At 70.9% G+C, this 20,612-nt stretch carries 16 protein-coding genes; 5 read left to right on the top strand and 11 right to left on the bottom strand.

What is annotated here, in order from left to right; all coding sequences use genetic code 11:
- Nucleotides 1-68 precede the first annotated feature (68 nt).
- The gene (locus VNE62_10495; protein HVE92706.1) at nucleotides 69-4,235 is read right to left on the bottom strand and encodes a glycosyltransferase; all 4,167 of its coding nucleotides are present in this window, start codon (nucleotides 4,233-4,235) and stop codon (nucleotides 69-71) included.
- 5 nt (nucleotides 4,236-4,240) lie between these two features.
- On the bottom strand, nucleotides 4,241-5,929 hold the full coding sequence (locus VNE62_10490) for a hypothetical protein (GenBank protein ID HVE92705.1): 1,689 nt from the start codon (nucleotides 5,927-5,929) through the stop codon (nucleotides 4,241-4,243).
- Nucleotides 5,930-6,014: 85 nt separating this feature from the next.
- Here VNE62_10490 and VNE62_10485 point away from each other — a divergent pair, with 85 nt between their 5' ends.
- Both VNE62_10485 and VNE62_10480 read left to right on the top strand, forming a co-directional pair.
- Complete coding sequence (locus VNE62_10485) at nucleotides 6,015-6,620, top strand: RNA polymerase sigma factor (GenBank protein HVE92704.1); 606 nt, start codon at nucleotides 6,015-6,017, stop codon at nucleotides 6,618-6,620.
- A 46-nt stretch (nucleotides 6,621-6,666) separates the two neighbouring features.
- Nucleotides 6,667-7,704 (top strand): DUF5667 domain-containing protein, encoded by a 1,038-nt coding sequence (locus tag VNE62_10480; GenBank protein HVE92703.1) that lies wholly within the window; start codon nucleotides 6,667-6,669, stop codon nucleotides 7,702-7,704.
- Between the two features lie 6 nt (nucleotides 7,705-7,710).
- Here VNE62_10480 and cofH read toward each other — a convergent pair whose 3' ends face one another.
- Complete coding sequence (gene cofH / locus VNE62_10475) at nucleotides 7,711-10,314, bottom strand: 5-amino-6-(D-ribitylamino)uracil--L-tyrosine 4-hydroxyphenyl transferase CofH (protein ID HVE92702.1); 2,604 nt, start codon at nucleotides 10,312-10,314, stop codon at nucleotides 7,711-7,713.
- Between the two features lie 86 nt (nucleotides 10,315-10,400).
- Between cofH and VNE62_10470 the strand changes: the two genes are divergently transcribed.
- Genes VNE62_10470 through cofE form a run of 3 tightly spaced genes read left to right on the top strand, consistent with a single transcriptional unit; the run spans nucleotide 10,401 to nucleotide 13,094 of the window.
- Nucleotides 10,401-11,405, top strand: a complete 1,005-nt coding sequence (locus tag VNE62_10470; protein HVE92701.1) for a hypothetical protein — start codon at nucleotides 10,401-10,403, stop codon at nucleotides 11,403-11,405.
- Nucleotides 11,406-11,446: 41 nt separating this feature from the next.
- Nucleotides 11,447-12,400 (top strand): 2-phospho-L-lactate transferase, encoded by a 954-nt coding sequence (gene cofD / locus VNE62_10465; protein ID HVE92700.1) that lies wholly within the window; start codon nucleotides 11,447-11,449, stop codon nucleotides 12,398-12,400.
- Nucleotides 12,390-13,094 carry a coenzyme F420-0:L-glutamate ligase gene (gene cofE / locus VNE62_10460; GenBank protein HVE92699.1) on the top strand — a complete coding sequence of 235 codons (705 nt, stop codon included), beginning with the start codon at nucleotides 12,390-12,392 and terminating at the stop codon, nucleotides 13,092-13,094. The genes cofD and cofE overlap by 11 nt, the downstream gene beginning before the upstream one ends.
- On the opposite strand, the gene VNE62_10455 is transcribed toward cofE, so the two are convergent.
- From VNE62_10455 to VNE62_10420, 8 genes are all read right to left on the bottom strand, one after another.
- Nucleotides 13,091-14,200, bottom strand: coding sequence for an NDP-sugar synthase (locus VNE62_10455; GenBank protein ID HVE92698.1), 1,110 nt, complete (start codon nucleotides 14,198-14,200; stop codon nucleotides 13,091-13,093). The genes cofE and VNE62_10455 overlap by 4 nt on opposite strands.
- Entirely contained in the window at nucleotides 14,197-15,111 is a 915-nt protein-coding gene (locus tag VNE62_10450) for a glycosyltransferase family 2 protein (protein ID HVE92697.1), read from the bottom strand. The genes VNE62_10455 and VNE62_10450 overlap by 4 nt, the downstream gene beginning before the upstream one ends.
- Complete coding sequence (locus VNE62_10445) at nucleotides 15,104-16,222, bottom strand: glycosyltransferase family 1 protein (GenBank protein HVE92696.1); 1,119 nt, start codon at nucleotides 16,220-16,222, stop codon at nucleotides 15,104-15,106. The genes VNE62_10450 and VNE62_10445 overlap by 8 nt, the downstream gene beginning before the upstream one ends.
- Nucleotides 16,223-16,230: 8 nt before the next feature.
- Nucleotides 16,231-17,328, bottom strand: coding sequence for a glycosyltransferase family 1 protein (locus VNE62_10440; GenBank protein ID HVE92695.1), 1,098 nt, complete (start codon nucleotides 17,326-17,328; stop codon nucleotides 16,231-16,233).
- Complete coding sequence (locus tag VNE62_10435; protein ID HVE92694.1) at nucleotides 17,325-18,458, bottom strand: glycosyltransferase family 1 protein; 1,134 nt, start codon at nucleotides 18,456-18,458, stop codon at nucleotides 17,325-17,327. Before VNE62_10435 ends, VNE62_10440 begins: the two co-directional genes overlap by 4 nt.
- Nucleotides 18,455-19,321: a dTDP-4-dehydrorhamnose reductase gene (gene rfbD / locus VNE62_10430; protein ID HVE92693.1), complete on the bottom strand. Its 867-nt coding sequence runs from the start codon at nucleotides 19,319-19,321 to the stop codon at nucleotides 18,455-18,457. Before rfbD ends, VNE62_10435 begins: the two co-directional genes overlap by 4 nt.
- Nucleotides 19,306-20,313, bottom strand: coding sequence for a dTDP-glucose 4,6-dehydratase (gene rfbB / locus VNE62_10425; GenBank protein ID HVE92692.1), 1,008 nt, complete (start codon nucleotides 20,311-20,313; stop codon nucleotides 19,306-19,308). Before rfbB ends, rfbD begins: the two co-directional genes overlap by 16 nt.
- Before the next feature lie 53 nt (nucleotides 20,314-20,366).
- Nucleotides 20,367-20,612: HAD hydrolase-like protein (locus VNE62_10420; protein ID HVE92691.1), on the bottom strand; the 246-nt coding region annotated here is incomplete at its 5' end.

Genomic DNA, 20,612 nt, shown 5'->3' with positions numbered 1-20,612 from the left:
AACTTCTGCACTATACGCGTCCGGCCGCGATTTGAAAACCCCGCGGGACCGCAGGAGGTTCGAGGCGGTCAGCCGAGGGGGTGCCCGGCGAGGCTTCCGGACCCCCCGACCGCGGCCACCGCGACGGGTGAGGACGCCTCCAGAAGCACGCCGAACCCTTCTTGTGCCTCCGGCAGCTCCACGACCTCCATACGCCCCGGCTGAACCGTGATCCGATCGATCGGGGGGCCGGGACCCAGGCCGCGCATGGTGACTCGGGCGGGGTCTGTACCGGAGTTGGACAGCAGCAGGGTCCTGCCCTCCGCGAGCGGTATCGCCCACCGCCTTGCGGGGACCAGGGCCGGCAGGACCGAAACCCGCTCGCGGTTCTGGGGGACCACCACCGACTCGACGGCGACCGGGACCGGCGACGTGTAGCTCACCAGCAGGTTCTCCTCGTCGGCGGCGGTGTCGGCGAGATCGAGCACCGCCCGCCGGTTCGCCTCGACGTCCAGCCCCGTATCGGGCAGCGAGCCCTCGGCTCCGATGATCGAGACGGACATCCCGGCGTCATCGTCCGCCACGTTGGCCGCGACCAGCGACGTGCCGGCTCCCCTCGTGATCGCGCGCGGCACCGTTCCCGACCTCTGCGGCCGCAGCCCGATGCTCCAGGCGAGATCCCTGCGGGTGGACAACCGCCGGGCAACGACGGCCTTTCCCTGCCACACCGACACGTGCGTGCTCAGCGCCGGCTGCGGCTCCAGCTTGGACTCGTGGTCCACCGTCACGGTCTGCCCCGGCTCGATCAGCAGGTCCTGGAACTCGGGGGGAGCTACCGACTCCTCCGGCGCGATGAACCTCACCGCTGCGCGAGCCGGCTCCGTGAACGGGTTGGTGATCAGGTACTCGTCCTTCAGCGGGTCGGGCGCACGCAGAGCATTGCGGCCACCTTCGGAGAACACGCTGTCGTCCGGCAGCGATGGCGCGCACAGCGAAGCCGCGGATCCTGTCGCCCCACCCCCGCGCGCTGCCGACACCGATACGCCGACGACCAGTTGCTGTCCGAACGTCTCGACGACCGCCCCCTGCCTGGCGTCCACGTCGATGGTGCGCCGCCCGTAGGCGCCCAGGTTTCCACTGGTGGCGGGCTCACCGAAGCGCGGCCGGACGAGGAACCGCGCCGGCTTCCCCGATGGGTTGACGATCCCGATCTGCTGCGAGTAGGCGCGGCCGGCCGCGGGGCAGTACCAGGCCGACGACAGGTACGAGGTCTCGGCGGCAGCGGAGCGTCCCGTCCAGGACCACCAGGCGGCGAAGGCCACGAGCAGGACAGGAACCAGCGGGAGCAGCCTGTGCACCGGCAGCGGTCGCAAGGGCAGCACGCGGGCCGACTCGGCGGCTTGGGGGCCGGACAGATACGTGCCCGCCGCCCACGCCCCGACGAGAGCCAGGACGGCGACCACCTGCAGGGGCATGAGCGCCCTGGCCGCACGTCCGCCGGGAACCGCCTCCGCCGGAGCGGGAAGTCCGGACGCTTTGACCCAGACCCCGGCGGCACCGGGTGTGGCACGGCGCCCCCCGATCCGCCAGCCAGATCTGGCACCGGAGGCCAGGTACACGACGCCCTTGTCGTCACCCGCGCGAAGGGTGGTCGTCCCACCCCGTTGCCTCAGCGTGACGCGCCTTGCGTCGCGGACGACGTCGGCTACACCGCGCGCGCTCAGGGCCGCGGATGGCGGCGCCGGCAGGAGCATCGCCTGCCCGCGCCAGGAAGCGTTGCGGTAGACGCGGCCGCCCTCCTGGCGATCAGTGGGCGACAGGTCCGCCTGCTCACCGAACTGGAAGCCCTGCTCCGGCCCCAGAACGACGATATGCGACACCCCCGCCAGCGACAGGACGGCGCCGGCACGGTGGGTCCGCCGCTGCCTGGACGCTTCCAGGGTCCGGGTCAGCAGCCGCTCCTCGGGCCCCTTGGCGGGCGGGTACCGGTGCATCGTGGTGTCGAACCCGTTCGTGGTCCAGGTAAGGGTTCCCTCGCCGGCGCGTTCCATCCACAGGACCCGTCCCGCGGACTGCTCGCTGGTCGGAACGATGGGGACGACCTGGGCCCTCGTACCGGACGTCACGGCTATGGCGGATGCGGCGAGCCAAGTCAGCGCGACCGTCGCGGACGAGCCGATGATCAGCGCGTGCCGCCACCCCAGCTCAAAGCGCGGCAGCTCGTCGGCCACGCGCCTGGTGACCAGGGCGAGCAGCAGCAGCGAGCACCAGCCGATGGCCGCCAGCGCGGTCCCGCGCGGCACGGACTGCGTCACCCCCGCGACCCACGCCGCCCCGAGCAGAAGGCTCGCCGACAGCGTCGCCCGGGTTGGTCCGACGACGTAGGTCACGATCAGCGCCACGGCCACCCAGGCCAGCACCGGCCACCCCGCCCCGAACGTCGCCTGCTGCAGTCCGTGCGCGGCCGAAGCCAAAAACCCGGGAGCGGCGCCGATGAGCGGAGAGCGGCTCGTGAACCAGTCCAGGGAGAACGGAAGGTTGAGCAAAAAAGCCGACGCCGCCCCGACGGCCAGAAGACGCACGCGCAGAGGTCCCTGTCCGTCTCCGGCCCGGGCGCCGAGCGCGGCGGCACCGAAGCCGAGGAACCACAGCACGGAGGGAGGGTGCATTGCCGCGACGGCCGCCCACAGCAGCGCCCAGCCTGCGTTTCGCCGGACGAGGTCAAGCACCGAGCTGCGCTCGTCGGGCGGGGGAAGCAGCAGCACCGCCGCCACCCAGGGCGTCGCCGCCCAGAGAATGAGAGGGCCGGCCAGGCCCTCGCGCAGGAGCACAAGCGTGAACGGATTGATCATCGCCAGCACCACGAGCAGGCGCCGGGCCCGCGACAAACCCAGGACACGTCCCAGCCTCGAGGCCCCCGCTCCCGCGAGCAGGATCGGGAGCACCAGCAGGAGCTTCTCGGCAGCAGGGCCCGAGCGGGCCACGGACCGCAGGAGGCCCAGCAGGAGGATGCCGGCGCTGGGCCGCCCATAGGCGTCGAGCGATCCCGGCTGCTCCGCCGCGAAGTAGTGACGCACCGCCCGGGCGAAGGGCTCGAACGGCCGGACCTCGCCCAGGGTGAACTCGCCTGCGCCCAGGACCGAACGAAGGGTGAGGAGCAGGACTGCGACCGCCGCGACGCCAGCCCACACGGCGGGGTCCCTGGCCGCCGACGACAACCTTTTCTCCAGCGCCGTCATGCCCTCGCCGATCCTGGATGCGAGGTCCACACGGCCGTAGCGCCGCGTCACCGCCGCACGCCGGGATGCCAGCCGAAGCAGGTCCTGGTCCGACACGCGCCGCGGGCCCGAAAGGCGACGGCGCTCGATGACCGACCCCAGGTCCCTCACGGCGGCGAACCAGGCCGAAACGTATGGCCTGAACGTCCAGAACTGCCTGCGCACCAGTCCGGTCGCGACGGCCGCCAGTCCCATAACTGCGTACTGGGGCAGGATCACCGCCAGGGTCAGGGGCGAGTAGTTGGTGAGCATGAACCTCAGCCGTCCCCGCTCCTCGCGCGCCCTCAGTCCCGCAGGGTCCGGCCGTTTGTCCCGCAGGCCCCTGGACAGCGCGGCCACATGACGCACGCGTGCCGTCGGAGCGACGACCACCAGTTCTCCGTCCCGGCGCAGGCGCCAGCACAGGTCCACGTCCTCGAACAGCGGGAACGACCCCGGGTCGAGGCCGTCCATCTTGTCCAGGGCTTCGCGGCGCACGAGCAGGCAGGCGTCAGAGCAGAAAAGGACCTCGGTCGAAGCGTCGTGCTGGGCGTGGTCCACCTCGTGCGCCTCCAGCCCAGTGCTTCGAGCGGCGAACCTGTCGATGGAGCTGCCGACTTCCTGCAAGACCTCGGGGGCGTCCCAGTCCACGAGCTTCGCGCCCACGGCCGCCGGCCTCGGCTCGACCTGCGAGGCCTCGACCATCCTCTCCACCGCGTCGGGGGCGAGAGACACGTCGTCGTGCAGAAGCAGCACGTAGTCGGCGTCCGCTTTGGTCTCGGCCGCGACGGTATTGACCGCGCGGGCGAAGCCGATGTCCGGCAGCCGGTCCAGGACCGCCTTCACCCGCCGCCCGGCCGGGACCTCCACCTCACCCAGCCGAACGACGACCGCCTCGAGCTCGGGGTAGGTCTGGGCGTCCAGCGACTCGATGACGTGCGGGAGCCACGAGCCGGACGCATGGGCTACGACAACAGCCAGGACCCTCGGTGAGCGCATCAGGGCTACAGCGGGATGAACTGGCGCGTCCGGGTCTTGGCCGCGGCGCCCTTGCCGGCGCGAGCCTTGCCGCGGCCGGCCGCAGCCTTTTTGCTCGCGGCCTTCTTCCGGGTCTTGGCCGCAGCCCCGGCGTGCCGCGGCTTCGTCGCGGTCTTGGCCGCCGATGTCTTTGGCGCCGTCCGTGCCGCGGGCTTTGCCGCCTTGGCCTTCGCTGCAGCGCTCTTCAGACCCCCTTTGACCCTGGCGCCGCTCCGTCTCCCGGAGCCACCCGCCGTTTGCTTGGCCGCAGTCGCGGACCTGCCTGCCGGGGCCGCCCGCCGAGGCTCCCTGGACGGCGCGGGCTCGGCCGCCGCCTCCGGCTGTGCCGCCTCGGCTTGCTCGGCAGGCGCGGGCGTACGGGAAGCGGCGGACGATGCACGCCTCCTGGCGGCGGGTGGTGAGGTGGTGAGCCTGGTCCTGGGCGTGGCGGGCCAGCGGGTGGAGGCCCTGGTCCTCGGCGCCGACCTCAGGGCCGCGACGGCACCCGGCTCCAGCCCCCTGGCCGCACGGTCGATGGCCTCGGCCAGCGCCAGCGCCGTCTCGCGCCGCTGCGCCTCTGCCTCCGCGAGCTGTGCCTCGATGGAGTCCTGGATCTCGTCCACACGTGCGGCGAGTTCGTCCTGACGCACCGCCATCAGGCGCAGGTCCTCGTCCAGCTTCGCCTCCTCGACGGACGCCGAGGCCGCCTCCAGGGAGGCGGCAAGGTCCTGGGCCCTGGACTCGATCGGGGCAAAGACCTGTGTCATCACCTTTTCCGCTTCGGCCATCAGTCCGGCGCGGACGGTCAGCGCACGGCGAAGCGCCTGCGCCACGACCCCTTCCAGGCGCTGCGGAACGTCGCCCAGCCCCCCCAGTACCTTGTCCAGATCCTCGGTCTGGTCCCGCAGGTAGCCCGTCAGCTCGCGAGACTCCACCAGCTGCTCGCGCACCCCGTCAAGGCGGGAGCCGAGCGAACGCGTCGTGTCGTGCATCTGGTCGCCGAGCTCGCGGCGCATATCGGCCGTCGCGGCGGCCACCTCATCGGCCACCGACGACAGCGCGGCCTCCTGGGACAGCGTCAGGTCCCTGAGGGCCTGGAGCAGCGCGGTGGCCAGACCCGCGATCCTCTGCTCCAGACGATCGCTCCACTCGCGCAGGCCGCCGTTGAGGTCGAGCATCGCCTGCGCGAGGGTCTTGACGTCGCCGGAGGCGGCGGTGAGGGCCACCTTGAGCTCGTCCACGGTGCCGCGCACAGCGGTGTCCGGCACCGCCTTGGCAAGCTGTCCCAACGTCTCCTGCATACCCGGCAGCGACTTGGCCAGCCGGGACAGGTCCTCCCGCATCGGCGGCAACGCTTGCGCCTGGGTTGCCGTGGCGTCCCTGAAGGCGGTGACGACCGTCGGCGGCAGGGAGTCCAGGCGCTGCTCGATAGCCGAGGCCCATGCCTTGATGCCGTCGCTGAGCTCCACAATCGCCTGCGGCACCGCCGCCACGTCGCCGGTAGCCCTGTCGACGCTGGACCTCAGGTCTCCCACCGCTTCCCGCAACCTGTCCAGGACCTGCTCAAAGGCCGCCGATGCCGGGTCCTGGGACTCGTCCGGACCCGACGGCACCGCGCCTGGCGCGGCTGGTTCCTGCTCGGCGGGAGGGGTCGGGTGCCGCTGGTTGGAGGTCATGGCGTCCTCGGTCGGAGGTTCGGACGGCTGCCGGAGGTGGCCCCTGGAGAATCTCGCGACTTCGAAGTATAGGGTGGAACCCTGCGTGATTGTGGGCAGCGACAAGCCTTCCCCCCTGACCACCGAGGCGGTAGCGGCCGCCTGTCGTGGTGACTCCGACGGCATAGTCGCCGTCTACCGCGCGCTGTCCGATCCCATCTACGCATACCTGCTCCGCAACACCCGAAACGAAGCCTGGGCGGCGGACCTCACGGCCGACGTTTTCCTCGACGTCATCGAGTCCGCCCATAAATTCAAGGGGACGCCCGACAACTTCCGCGGGTGGGTGTTCAGGATCGCCCGCAACACGATGCTGGACCACTTCCGGAAGCAATCCCGCAGGCGCCACGACCAGCTGGAGCAGGCGGCGGATTCGGGACACCTCCCTGCCGCAGCGGCCGACACCGAGTCGGAGGCCCTGGAGCACGTGGAGCGTGCCAGGATCCTGGAGGTCGTGGAAGGGCTGTCCCCGGACCAGCGCGACGTCGTCATGCTGAGGCTGGTCGCGGACCTGCCGATCGCCGAGGTCGCGGAGATCCTGGGCAAAAAGGAAGGGGCGGTGAAGGCCCTGCAGCACAGGGCCATGGCCACGATGGCCAGGCGCCTCAAGGGGGCCGGGCAGGACCTGCCGGGGACCGCCCCGGGACCGTAACCCTCCGGGCATTCCGGACGATGTACCACTGACCAAGGGGGCCGGTGTGAGCGACAGGGAAACTCCGATCGAGCTGCAGGGCGTGGAAGCGCGGGTAACCGAGGCGCTGAGCGCCAAGGTGCCGGCGGACGTCGCTGCGCGCCACGAAGCCCTTCTGCTGTCGAAGATCCGCCAGGCCGACCGGTCCGCGGACGCCACGGTGGTCACCCTGCCGGTGCGCAGCCCGGGCCGCATCAGGACCCTCGCCGTCCTGGCGGCTGCTCTCGTGCTGGTGGTCGGGACCTCGGCCGTGGCCTTCGCGGCCGACCCGTCCGGGCCCGGTGACCCCCTTTACGGATTGGACCGCGCTCTGGAGCGGGTGCAGCTGGCAGCTTCGCGCGACCCCGGCTCCCGCGCCTCCACCCACCTCGAGCTGGCCGCGGAGCGCCTCCGGGAGGCCGACAAAGCCCGGTCGGGCCGACTGGCGCTGGAGGCCGTTCGCGACGCCGCGAAGTCCTTTGACCTGGCTCTCGCTGAGTCCACCACCGGCCTGGGAACCGACGAGGGCCGTTTGCGCGAACACGTCCTGGCGGCCATCTCAAAGCACATCGACAGACTTCAGGCGGTCAGAGCGAAGCTGGAAGCCTCCTCCGCCAGCCCCAAGGCGCTGTTCGCAATCGACCGCGCCATTGCCAACGGATCCAAGGCGGCCGAGGCCCAGGCCCGCGCCGGCAACAGCGGACCCGGCTCCGACAAGCCCGGCGACACCGTCAGCGAGCCCGGCGCCCAGCCGACCGACGATGGCTCCGGCCAGGGCAACTCCGGATCCGGGAATCAGGGCCAGGGCAACCAGGGCCAGGGCAACTCCGGGTCCGGGAACCAGGGCCAAGGCAACTCCGGGTCCGGGAACCAGGGCCAGGGCAACTCCGGGTCCGGCGAGGGCGCTCCTCAGGGCTCCCCGGGCGCTCAGGGCACCGAAGGGCGCAGCTCCGGCCGGGGCTCCGGCGGAGGCGGGCCTTCCTTTGAGGACGATGACCAGGATTCCTCGAGTGGCCGGGGTCGTGGCCGTTCCGACGCCGGCTCGAGCGGCGGAGACGACGACTAGGGGGCTTTAGCCCGAGGCTTGAGACCGTCCCGTCGTCACCGGCTTCGGGACGCTTGCGTAGGTAGTCGTCCTCTCACTCGGCGTGCGGCCCGCGCGCCGGATGGCCGACCGGATCTCCCCCACCGCCACACCCAGCCCATGGCTGGCGCCGGCCATCCGCGAGATGTGCTCCTCCATCAGCGTCCCGCCGAAGTCGTTCACCCCGGCGTGCAGAGTGGCCACCACGCCCTCCGCGCCCATCTTCACCCACGACCCCTGCACGTTGGGGATCAGAGGATGCAGCGCAACGCGCGCTACGGCGTGCATCTTCAGGCACTCGCGCCACGTCGGCCCGGACCGCGACCCGCCTCGCATGAAGATCGGCGACCGATGGTGCACAAAGGGCAACGGGACGATCTCTGTGAACCCCCCGGTCTCGGCCTGCAGGTCCCGCAGAGACAGCAGATGTCCGGCCCATGCCGCCGGATCGTCCACGTGGCCGAACATGATCGTGGACGTGGACCGGATCCCGCAGCGGTGGGCCGTCCGCATGACCTCCAGCCAATCGCCGGCGGACAGCTTCTCGGGCGTGATCTTCGGCCGCACGCGTTCGTCCAGGATTTCGGCCGCGGTGCCCGGCATCGAGTCCAGGCCGGCCTCGGCGAGCATCGGGATGTATCGGCTCAGCGGGAGGCCCAGCGTCCGCGCCCCCACCGTCACCTCGAGCGGGGAGAACCCGTGGAGGTGGATGTCCGGGACCGCCTGCTTGATGGCGGCTGCGATCTCCAGGTAGATGCGCCCGTCGTTGTGCGGGTGAATTCCCCCCTGTACGCAGACCTCGGTAGCGCCGAGGTCCCGGGCCTCCCGGGCCTTGGCCGCCACCGTCGCAGGGTCAAAGTAGTAGCCGTCGGCATGTCCGACTGGCCGGGCGAAACCGCAGAAGCCGCACCCCGTGTGACACAGGTTCGTGTAGGTGATGTTGCGGTTGACCACGTACGTCACGACGTCGCCCGCGACCTGCCTGCGCAGGTCGTCGGCCGCGGCCAGCAACGCGGAGAGGTCCGCGCCCTCCGACCTGAACAGCCGCTCGACCTCGCTGTGGTCCAAACGGGCCCCATCGGCCCCCTTGGACAGGATCCGCCGCACGTCCGGCGCGGCGGGCCGGGTGCGGACCAGATACGGCGAGATCCAGGGGTGCGGGAGGCCGGGCCTGCGGTCCGCCCTTTCGTGGACAAAGGCTGTCCGGCAGTCGGTGTCCGGCAGCATCTCGTCGAAGCCAACCAGGGCGTCGCCGGACGCGTCGCCGCATCGCGCGCCGGTGGCGGCCGCAGCGGACACCTCGGCGGCGGCCAGGCGCGGACGGTTGGCCGCAAGGGCCAGCGCCCTGCGCTTCGGGACCGGCTGGGCCGCGCGGTGCGCGGGCGTCCATCCTTCGCCCGCGTACCATCTCTCCTCCCGTGCGAGCCCCGTTGCGTCGGACAGCGCGAGGACGTGGCGCCTCACCGGCTCCGCGATCCACTCGTCGATGGCCGTGTCGCTCACGTAGCCGGGGTAGACGGCCAGGCGCTGGCGCAGGCTTAAGCCGCGCTGCTCGCACACCCGCGACAGCCCGGCGAGCTCCGGCCAGGGCATCTCCGGGTTCACGTGGTCAGGCGTCACCGGCGACACGCCCCCCCAGTCGCTTAGGCCCGCGTCGAGGTACCGGCCGTAGGTGACCGGGCTCAGGTTGGGCGGGGCCTGGACGGACATCCGGGGACCGAAAACCAGTCGCGTCGCGGCTATCGCCCGCAGCATCTCCCCTTCGTCCGGCTCGGAGCGGCCGCGCATCGGCGTGTCGGGCTTGGCGCGGAAGTTCTGGACGATGACCTCCTGCACCTGGCCCTTGCACGCATCGCGGATGGCCAGGATCGTCCCGGCCCTCTCCTCCACCGACTCCCCTATTCCGATCAAAAACCCGGTGGTGAACGGCGTCCGGGTGCGAGCCGCGAGCTCGAGCTGCTCCAGCCGAACCGCCGCCGCCTTGCCCTGTGCGCCGGCGTGCGCCTGTCCGGGTGCCAGGAGACGATCTGTCAGCTGCTCCATCATCAGTCCCTGGCTCGGGGCCACCGAGCGGAGCCGGACCATCTGGTCATGTCCGACGGCCCCCGGGTTGACGTGGGGCAGCAGGCCTGTGTGCCCGAGGACGAGTCCGGCCGCGTGGACCAGGTAGTCGATCGTCGACGCGAACCCGCGCTCGCGAAGCCACGCAAGCGCCTCCGGGTGCCGGGCCTCCGGCCCCTCCCCGAGAGTGAACAGCGCCTCGGTGCACCCCCACTCCCGGCCGCGCCGGGCGATGTCCAGGATTTCCTGCTCCGTGAGAAAGGCGGGACCCTCGGCCCTCGGCGTCACGAACGTGCAGTACGAGCACCGGTACCGGCACAGGCGCGTGAGGGGCACGAAGACCTTGCGCGAGTACGTGACGATGCCGTCCAGGCCCTGTTGAGCGAGACCTTCGTCGCGCAGCTGGGCCGCCCGGTCCAGCACGGCTTCAAGCTCTGCGTCGGGGCAGGACAGGATCGCCTCGACCTCCCGGGGGCCGAGCGGCTCTGCGCTCAGGCTTCGGTCCAGAGCGCCCGCAACCGCCACGTCCACGTGACCGGACCTCCCGCCGCCGACAGTCGCGTCAGGATACCGGCGAGGTGGCGATGGGGAGCGCGGAGTGGCCTTACGTTGTTTGCATGAAGCGCTGGTCAACCTACGGCGTCGGGCTCGTCGCCCTGCTGTGCGTGGCGGGAATCGCCGTGGTGTCGTTCGGGGGAAGGTCGCGGTCCACACCGACGCCGCGGCCGTCGCCGCCTCAAAGCTCCGCGGACGACGTGCAGCTCAGGGAACCGATGAAGGCGTACCTCGAGCAGACCTTCGCTCCGCCCTCGCCGGGAGCCAGGAGCGTGTGCAGCCTCCAGCAGCTGGGAGACGAGGACGTCCGAACAGGGACGGTGCGGGCCTTTTTGTGGGCCTACTGCCAGGAGTTCGTCCCGCGTGGATCGCACGCTGAGCTCGGCCGGACGAAGGCGCTGCCGGTGGCCCTGACCCTCCGACTGGAGGGGGAAAAGTACGTCGTGCAGTCACACGAGGCTCCGGGTCAGGACGAGCAGTACGAGCGCGACATCAGGCGCATCTTCCCCAAGAGCCTGCGAGCGGATCTGCGCAGCGTCCCGGCGATCGCAACCGCGCCGCGCATCGAGGCGCTGGAATCGCTCCGCACCCCGCTTCACATCCGGCCCGACGTCGGGGGGGCCGCGGGTCCGTATCGCGTCGTGCTCGAGGACAAGACGGAGGACGTCACCTGGAAGCTCCTGCGCGGCGCCGACGTGGAGTCCGGGGGCAGGCGGGGGACTTGCCTGAGGATCGAGACGGCCCGTCCCTCCCCGCCGTCCGCCGAGGACACGCCGTCGGTCGCGGACGGCTTCTGCGCCGAGGCTCTTTCGGAGCAGGCGGCTGTGGTCAAGGCGGCGGAGGGATTCGTCCTGGACGCCGGATACAACTGGGCCTACGGCTTCGTCCACCCGGACGCCGATGCCGTCGAGGCCCTCATGGCGGACAACACGCGCCAGACGTGGAAGGTGTCGGGGGGGCTGTGGGCCGGGGTATACGCCTCGTTCACCTACGTCGAAGGGCTGCGCGCGATGCGCGGAGGGACGCTGATCGGAAGCTGCGGCGGACAAGGCGCGCCTCCCTGCTGAGCCACACGGCCCCCGGACGTCGCTGCTCTTAGAATCCGCGGGTGATCACGGTCATCGCGGGAGGGGTGGGATCCGCCAGGTTCCTGGCGGGCCTGGTGCAGGTTGTCGATCCGGCGTCGCTCACGGTGGTCGTGAACACCGGCGACGACGAGTCCGTGCGCGGTCTGCACGTCTCGCCGGACATCGACACCGTCCTGTACCACCTTGCGGGGCTGTCCGACTGGGACAGGGGATGGGGGATCTGCGAGGAGACGTTCGTCTGCGACCAGCGGTACCGGGACCTCGCGTCGAAGCTCCCGGACTGCGGCACCGACCTTCAGGAGTGGTTTTCACTGGGCGACCGCGACCTAGCGACCAACCTGCTGCGCGCCCGTCTGCTGGACTCGGGGATGACGCTGACGCAGGCGACGGACGGCCTGCGGCGGGCGATGTCCATCGGGTGCCGGGTGCTGCCGATGAGCGACGACCCCGTCCGCACGGTGTTCACGACGGCCGCGGGCGAGGCGCTGGACTTCCAGGAGTACTTCGTGCGTCGCGGGGCGTCCGACGAGATAGCCGCCGTCACCTTTAAAGGCGCGGACCGGGCGGCACCGGCCCCCGGAGTGCTCGAGGCGGTCGCGGACTGCGAGGTCCTGATCTTCCCGCCGTCGAACCCGCTGATCTCGACTGCTCCCCCGCTGGCGGTCCCCGGCATGCGTGAGGCCGTCGCGGCGGCCCGGGCACGGCGCGTGGGGGTGTCACCGATCGTCGGGGGCCGAGCGCTCAAAGGGCCTGCGGACCGGCTGCTGGCGTCCTTGGGCCACGAGGTGTCCCCCGCTGGAGTGGCACGCATCTACGCGGGACTGCTGGACGTGTTCGTCGTGGACGAACGCGATGCAGGCGCCGCGCCCGGGGTCGAGGCGGCGGGAATGCGCGCGGTCCTCTGCGACACCGTGATGCGGTCCGCCGAGGACGCCGCCCGCCTGGCCAAGACGGTGCTCGAAGTTGCCGCCTGAGATCCGCGTCATCGGAGTCACCGGGATCCCGGAGGTGTCCGCGGGAGACGACGTCGGAGCCGTCGTGGCGTCCGCCGCCGCAGCTCAGGCGACGCCGCTCGAGCCGGGCGACATCGTGGTGCTGGCGCAGAAGATCGTCTCGAAGGCCGAGGGCCGGACGGTCCCCGCCAACACGCGAGAGGAGGTCCGGGAGGTCGTGCGCCGTGAGGCGCGCCGGGTCGTCCGGGAGACGCCGCAGCTCATCATCGTGGAGACGCGCCACGGCCTGGTGTGCGCCAACGGCGGGGTCGATTCGTCCAGCGTGCCCGCGGGTACGGTCGCGCTGCTCCCCCGGGACCCCGACGCCTCCGCGGACCGCATCCGGGCCTCGCTGCAGTCCGCGGCCTCCGGGCCGGTGGCGGTCATCGTGTCCGACACGTTCGGCCGGGCCTGGCGCAGCGGCCAGACCAACGTCGCCATCGGGTCGTCAGGGTTGAAGCCCCTGCGCGACCACCGCGGGGAGCAGGACCCCGAAGGACGGACCCTGGCCGTGACCGAGATCGCGCACATCGACGAGATCGCGTCCGCCGCCGAGCTCGTGATGAGGAAGCTGGACAGGGTCCCGGCGGCCATCGTCCGTGGATACGCGTGGGAGCCTTCGTCCGGCGGGGCTTCGGATATCGTCCGACCCGCGGAGCAGGACCTGTTCCGCTAAAAGCGGATCGAGGCCTCCGGGACGTCCAGTCCAGGCCACAGCCGGATCCCCGCTCGCAGCTCGTTTCCCGGTCCGACCCTCACGCCGGATCCGATGATCGCGTCGGAGATGCGGGTCCCGGCCCCCACGCGGACTCCACCACAAAGGATCGACCGCTCGACCACCGCGCCCTCCTCGACCACGACCTCGTCGTGCAGGACCGACTCCTCCACGATGGCTCCCGGTCCCACGACGCACTGGGAGCCCAGGCACGACCGCGGGTAGACGACACTGCCGGCCTCCAGGCGCGATCCGGCTCCCAGCGCGGCCGGACCCCTCACCCGGGCAGCCGGGTCCACCGTGGCGCCCTCGTCGACCCAGGTCCCGGATTCGTCCCGGGTGCCGGGAGGACGCTCGCCCACCTTGCCGCCGAGGACGTCCAGGTTCGCCGTCAGATACTTCTGCGGCGTCCCCAGGTCCAGCCAGTACGACGCAGACTCGAATCCGTAAAGCCCCGCATCCCCGGAAAGCAGGTCTGGGAACAGGTTGCGCTCGAACGACCACGGAACTCCGGATGGGACCCGTTCGAGCGTCTCAGGCTCGAGGATGTAGGTTCCCGCGTTGATGAGCGCGGACGACACCGCCTGGTCGGCGCGCGGCTTTTCGATGAATTGCTGGATCCGGCCCTCCGGGTCGACGGGGACCAGGCCGTAGGAGCTCGGGTCCTGCACCCTCGTCAACGAGATCGTCCCGGCCGCCCGGCGCTCCCTATGGAACTGCAGCATCGCAGTGAGGTCGAGGTCGGTGAGGATGTCGCCGTTCAGCACGAAGAACGTGTCGTCCAGGCAGTCGGCGACGTTGCGCACCGCACCGCAGGTGTCCAAAGGTTTCTCTTCCTGGACGACGGTCAGCCGCACACCCGACGAGCGTTCAGGCGGAAAGGCCTCGAACGCCCCGCCCAGGTAACCGGTGGTCAGGATCGCCTCGCGGACTCCATGCCGCGACAGGTGCGCCAGCACGTGCTCCAAGATCGTGCGGTTGGCCACGGGGACGAGCGACTTGTGGGTGTCGCAGGTGATCGGACGCAGCCGCGTCCCCTCTCCGCCGACTATCAGCACCGCCTTCACGAAGAAGCTCCTTTCGGCGAACGTCCCGACGCATGGGGCGGCAGCGCCCGGCGCGCCAGCAGCCACCTGATCGCCAGCAGCGTGAATCGCAGGGCGAGTCCTGCCGCGATGACCGGAGCCGCGAGGGCCGAGGCCCCCCTGCGGTGCTTGAGCGCGTAGCGCATCAGGTTCGCGTGGTGCAGCCACAGGTTGCGCAGGGGCTTTTGCGTCCAGGTGCCCCCCCAGGCGTGCTCGGCCTCGGCCCCCGGGTCAAACCAAAGCTCCCATCCCGCGTCGGAGAGCCGGCGGCACAGGTCGACGTCCTCGACGAAAAAGAAGAACCTCTCGTCAAAGCCGCCCACCTTCTCAAAGGCCTCGCGCCGGAGCATCACCGCCGAACACGACAGCCAGCCGACCCTCGCCGGACGGTCCAGCGGGGCGTCGGCAAGCAGATACGCGCGGGTCCCCGGGTTGCCGGGCCACACCAGGCCGACGATCCCGTGCATCGCCGACTGCCAAAGGGTGGGGAAAGCGCGCTTGGACGGCTGCACGGTCCGGTCGGGGTTGCGGACCAGAGGACCGACGGCCGCCGCCCCCGGCCGCGCAGACAGGAACAGAGCGAGAGCCTCCAAGGCTCCGGGGGCCAGGCGGGCGTCCGGGTTGAGCAACATCACGAACCCCGCGCGGCTTGCGCGGACACCTATGTTCGCGGCCGCCGAGAATCCTAGGTTGCGCGGACTTGCTATCACACGCGCCTCCGGGCAGCACCTCTGGACGACCTCACGCGATTCGTCGCTCGAGGCGTTGTCCACCACCACGACCTCAGCAGGGACCGTGGACCGACGGATGGACTCCAGGCACCCGGCCACGTCGGCGGCCGAGTCGTGCGTGAGGACGACGACGGCGATCCCGCCGCCCGCGGCGTCAGCCACCGTGTTCTCCGGCTGCCGCGCGGTATGCCTCCACCGTCTGCTCGGCGGTGCGGTCCCAGGAGAACTGCCGTGCGCGAACGGGTCCGGCCTGTGACAGGCGGGGTGCGTCCCGCAAGGCCCTTTCGATGCCCGATGCCAGCGCTTCGGAGTCCTGTGCGGTCACCGCCACCACCGCGTCGCCTCCGACCTCGGAGGTGGCCGAGCCGGAGGTGGTCACGACGGGAGCCCCGCAGGCCATCGCCTCCAGCACCGGTAGGCCGAAGCCTTCGGCGATGGACGGGTACACGAAGACGGCGGCGCCGCGGTACAGGGCGATCTTCTGGACTTCCGTCACGTAGCCCGGCCGGTGAACGTGCCGGGCCCCCGGCGAGGCGGCGACGGCCTGGTCTATGGCCGCGGCCCCCCAGGCGCGGGGGCCGGCCAGCACCAGCCGGTGCTCAAGTCCCTGTTCGCGCAGGCGCGTCCACGCGGCGATCAGACTGGGTACGTCCTTGCGCGGCTCCTGGGCCCCCACCCACAGAACGTAGGGACCCGAGACTCCCGCGGCCGCGCGCAACGACTCGTCGCTGGCTCCTTTCTGCGGGCAGTAAAGGGAATGATCCACCCCCAGGTGCACAGTTCGGATGCGGTCCGGATGGGCGCCGAGCCTGTCTATCGCACCGGCGCGCGCGTAATCGGAGACCGCCAGGATCACGGTCGCCCGGCGCAAACCCGTCCTGGCCATGCGCCGGAACCACAGGACCTTCGCGCGCTCGTGCAGGTGTGGGTGTGTGAAGAAGGTCGGGTCGTGGAAGGTGACGACGCTCCTCCCCTTCCAGGCCATGGGCAGGGAGTAATGGGGGCCGTGCAGGACGTGGGGGCGCATCCTGCCCGCGCGAAGCGGGAGCACCGCCTGCTCCCACGCCAGCCGCGCCGGGCGCGAGCGCACGCGCGTGGTGCGGATGTCGGCCCCCGGCGCGATCTCACGCACTGCGCGCTCGTCGGAGTCCTTCGCCAGGATGCTCAGGGCCAAGTCGCCGCGGCGGTCCAGGGCCCTTGCGAGCTCGGCGACGTACTGTCCCGCTCCCAGGCGCAGGGCCGGCAGCGAGGTGGCGTCCAGCAGGACCCTCAACGCGCCTGTCAGCCCAGCAGCCCGCGGTACACGGCGGCCGTTTCGCGCGCGGTGCGGTCCCAGGTGAACTGCGAGGCGCGGGCGAAACCCCGGGCCCGGAGGTCGGCGGCCAGCGCGGGGTCGCGCAAGATCTTCGAGAGCGCCCGTCCTATGGAGTCCTCGTCGTCGGGATCACACAGAACAGCTGCGTCTCCCGCAACCTCGGGAAGCGATGACCTGTCGGACGTGACCACGGGCGCCCCGCACGCCATCGCCTCGACGACCGGGAGTCCGAAACCCTCGGCGAGGGACGGGAACAAAAACGCCTCGGCCCCCGCATACAGCGCCGCCCGGACGGCCGGGGGCTGGGCCCCCAGCCGGCGGACCCGGTCGGTCATCCCGTGCTCCTCCAGAAACTCGCCCACGTCTCCGCTCCACCAGCCCGGCGGGCCGACCAGGTACAAGGCGAGCTCATCGGAGGCCGGGACACCGGACTCCACGGAGGAGACAAACCCGTGGATGACGCCCTCGGGGTTCTTGCGCGGCTCCACCGTCCCGCACCAAAGCACGTACGGACGCCGGACCTCCAGGCGGTCCAGCACGCGGTCCACGTCGCCCGGATCGGGCGCGGCGAACTCGGTGCCCATCGGGACGACGACGGGCTGCGCCTTCGTCTTCTCGCGGACCCGGACCGCCGTCGCCTCCGAGGGCACGATCACGGCGTCGGCGTCCTGCAGCCTGCGCAGCATCGCGGTGTGAAAGGAGACGCCGGAGGCCGGATAGGCGTCGGGGAAATCCAGGAACAGGACGTCGTGGACCGTGACCACGAGCGGACGGGAATCCTTGCGCGGGATCGCCAGGCTCGGCGCATGGACGAGCTCGCCGCCGCCGCGGATCTGCGGCCCCCGTCCGGACGTCCACCGTTTGTAGGCGGCCGCCCGCGGAAGCCGCAGGCGCCGGGCCTGCGACAGCCCCGCCTCGAACATTTCGTTCTGGCCGTGCCAAGCAACGACCGGCTCGACTTCGATGCCCCACGACGGCAGGTACCTGATGAGGGCGCGGACGTAAGTCCCGATCCCGCCGGGCACCTCCTGGAGCAGCTGCTCGGCGAGCAGCGAGACCCTCAACTCCGCTCCTCCAGCGCCTCGCGGTACACGTCCAGCGTGGCCTCGGCCGTGCGCCGCCAGGTGAAGCCTCCCGCGTGCCGGCGCGCGGCCTCGGTCTTGCGCGCCGGCGGGGGTTCGTCCAGCAGCTTCGCCACCTCACCCGCCAGGTCCTCGGGCGACCGGGGATTGACGAAAACGGCGTGGGAGCCGAGACCCTCGCGCAGCGGCGGGATGTCCGAGGCGACCACCGGCGCACCGCAGGCCAGGGCCTCCAGAGGGGGGATCCCGAAGCCCTCGTACAGCGACGGGTAGACGAACGCCGACGCCCCTCGCAAAAGCGCCGCAGCCTCCGCGTCCGGCAGCCATCCGGTGACCACGACGCCGGACGAGTCGAGCAGCTCCTTGTGCGCTTGCGCGATCTCCTCCCACCCCGTGGAAGGGGACCCGGCCAGCACGAGCTGCGACTCCGGGCGCTTGTGAGCCACCATCCTGAAGGCGTCCATCACGACGCCGACATTCTTCCGCAGCTCGAGGTTGCCGAGGAACACCACGTAGGGCTCCCTCAGTCCGAGCTCGGCCGCGCGGTGGGGGTTGAGCCTGCCGCCGGGAGCCGCGAAACAGTCGCGGACGCCCGGGTGCACCACCCGGACCTTGGCCTCGGACTCGGGGAGCCAGTCCTGCAGCTCCGAGCGGGTGAATTCCGACGGAACGATGACGCGCGAAGCGCGATCCACGGACGGAGGCACAGACCTTGAGTACGTCCTGACCTTAGGCGAGCACATGTCCGGCACCCGCTCAAAGGCCAGATCGTGAACCGTGACGACACCTCCCGCATGCAGCAGCGGAGGGAGCAGGAAGTTCGGCCCGTGGAACACGTCGACGCGTCCGCAGAAAAGCTCCGCAGGAGGCCAGGTCGCCCTTGTCCACGCTTTGGACAGAACCGCTGCCGGAAGCCGCTTGGCCAGGACCTCCACCCTTTCGTTGCCGGGCACCGGGGACCGCAGTTTCCGGCCGCGCCTCGCCGAAAGCGGGAGCAGCACGACGGTCATCTCCGGGTCGCAGCCGACCAGCGCCTCAGTGAGGGCCGCGACGCTGTGGCCGACCCCCGAGCGGGGGCCGAGCAGGGCGGTGGCCTCGATGCAGACCCTCACGACGGACCGCCGCCGACGAACTCGGCCAGCGCCTGACGCCAGTCGCGCAGAGGCGCCAGCCCCAACGCCCGCCATGCCTCGTTGGCCAGGGTCGTGTTCTCGGGCCTGGGGGCCGGGCGGCCCAGATCGCGCCTGAGCACGTCCTGGACCTCCGCGTCGATCGACGAGAGCTGCAGTGCCAGTCGGCACAACTCCGAGAAGGTGCAGGACCCGGAGTTGGTGACGTGATAGGTGCCGTACGCCTGCGTCCGGGACAAAGCCACGATCGCGCGCGCGAGATCGGGAGCGTAGGTCGGCGACCCGGTCTGGTCCATGACGGCCGTGATCGGCGCTCCCGCAGCAGCGAGATCCGGGAGCCGGGAGATGAAGTTCTTGCCGCCGCGGCCGTAGATCCAGGCGGAGCGGACCACGAAGTGCCTGTCCGCTGCGGCCCGGACGGCCACCTCACCCTCCAGCTTTGTCAGCCCGTACGCCTGCAGGGGGTTCGTGTCGTCGTTCTCCAGGTACGGAGTGCCCTTTGTGCCGTCGAAGACGTAGTCGGTGGACACGGCCACAACTGCGGCTCCGGCCGCATCGGCCGCCTCGGCGACGTTCGCCGATCCGGCTTCGTTGATCGCCCGCGCGGCGTCGGGCTCGGACTCGCACGCGTCGACGTTGGTCATCGCCGCGCAATGGACCACCAGCTCCGGACGCAGCCGGTCCATCGCGGCGCTCACGGCCGCCGGGTCCGTCACGTCAAGCTCCGCGTGCGTCGCCGCGGCCGTCCGAAAGCCCGCGTCGGCGAACGCTGCATCGACGCACCCGCCGAGCAGCCCCCCGGCCCCCGTTATGAGGATCGTGCGGGGCGTCAGGCCGGTGCCCACGCCGTTGCCTCGGCGACGGGCGCCCGCCCCCGCAGGGGCTCCCACCACGCTCTGTTGTCGGCGTACCAGCGCACCGTCTCGGGGAGGCCCTGCTCAAAGCCGATCTCCGGCTCCCACCCCAGCTCGCGCCTGATCTTCGACGAGTCGAGCAGGTAGCGGCGGTCGTGGCCGGGCCGGTCCGGCACAATCGTCTTGAGCGACTGCGGCTTGCCGGCGGCGCTAAGAACCGCGTCGGCGATCTGCTCGATGTTCGCCTCCACGCCGCTCCCGACGTTGTAGGTCTCACCAACCGCACCCGACGACAGCACCAGGTCGATCGCCTTGCAGTGGTCGATCACATGCAGCCACTCACGGCGGTTCGCCGTCGAGGCGTACAGCGGAAGGGGACTGTCGTCCAGCGCGTTGGTCGTGAAAAGCGGGATCACCTTCTCCGGGAACTGGTACGGCCCGTAGTTGTTGCAGCAGTTGGTGACCGTCACGGGCAGCCCGTAGGTCTCGAAGTAGGCGCGGACCGCGTGGTCGGCGCCGGCCTTCGAGGCGTTGTAGGGAGTCCGGGGACGGTAGGGCGTCTCCTCGCCGAACGACTCGTCGGAGTCGAGGTCGAGGTCGCCGTAGACCTCGCAGGTGGAGATGTGGTGAAAGCGGCCGACGCCGGACCTTCGGGCGGCCTCCAGCAGCGACTGCGTCCCTACGACGTTGGTCCTGAAGAAGGCACCCGGATTCACGACGGCGTAGCTGTTGTGGGACTCGGCGGCGAAGTTGACCACCACGTCGATCCGCTCGTCGGACATGAGGCTGTGCATTGCGTCCAGGTCGGCGATATCCCCTTGCAGGAACCGGATGCGGTCCTCCACGTCGGCCAGACTCTCCCTGACGCCGGCGTAGGTCAGCAGGTCCACCACCACCAGATGGTCGTCCGGGTGCGATCCCAGCCAGTAGCGGACGAAATTGGAGCCGATAAACCCGGCCCCCCCGGTGACGAGCAGCTTCATGTGTCCTCCAATCGTGAACTCGACCTTACCGCCGGGCAGCCGCCTCCCCGCGGTCATCTCGTGAGGCGCTGCAGCCCCTTCGCCACGACGCGCTGGAACTTCGAGGAAAGCGCTTCCTGGCTGTAGCGCGGGCGCAGCAGGATCGAGCGCAGCCCCGCTCGCTGGGGGCCGAGCACGTCGGTGATGAGCTGGTCCCCCACGTAGATCGTCTCCGATGGCCGCGCGCCCACCAGCCTGCAGCCTTCATGGAAGGCCTCGCGACCCGGCTTGCCCGCGGGGGCCACGAACGGAAGACCCTC

The sequence above is a fragment of the Actinomycetota bacterium genome (assembly GCA_035536535.1).
GTDB lineage: Bacteria > Actinomycetota > JAICYB01 > JAICYB01 > JAICYB01 > DATLNZ01.
Note: the sequence above shows the minus strand (reverse complement) of the source record. Positions and strands in the feature narration are given on the sequence as shown.

Bases quoted from the DNA above. Each gene is read 5' to 3' on its own strand.
- VNE62_10495 (HVE92706.1), bottom strand. From the start codon at position 4,235: ATGCGCTCACCGAGGGTCCTGGCTGTTGTCGTAGCCCATGCGTCCGGC.
- VNE62_10490 (HVE92705.1), bottom strand. From the start codon at position 5,929: ATGACCTCCAACCAGCGGCACCCGACCCCTCCCGCCGAGCAGGAACCA.
- VNE62_10470 (HVE92701.1), top strand. From the start codon at position 10,401: ATGAAGCGCTGGTCAACCTACGGCGTCGGGCTCGTCGCCCTGCTGTGC.
- rfbB (HVE92692.1), bottom strand. From the start codon at position 20,313: ATGAAGCTGCTCGTCACCGGGGGGGCCGGGTTTATCGGCTCCAATTTC.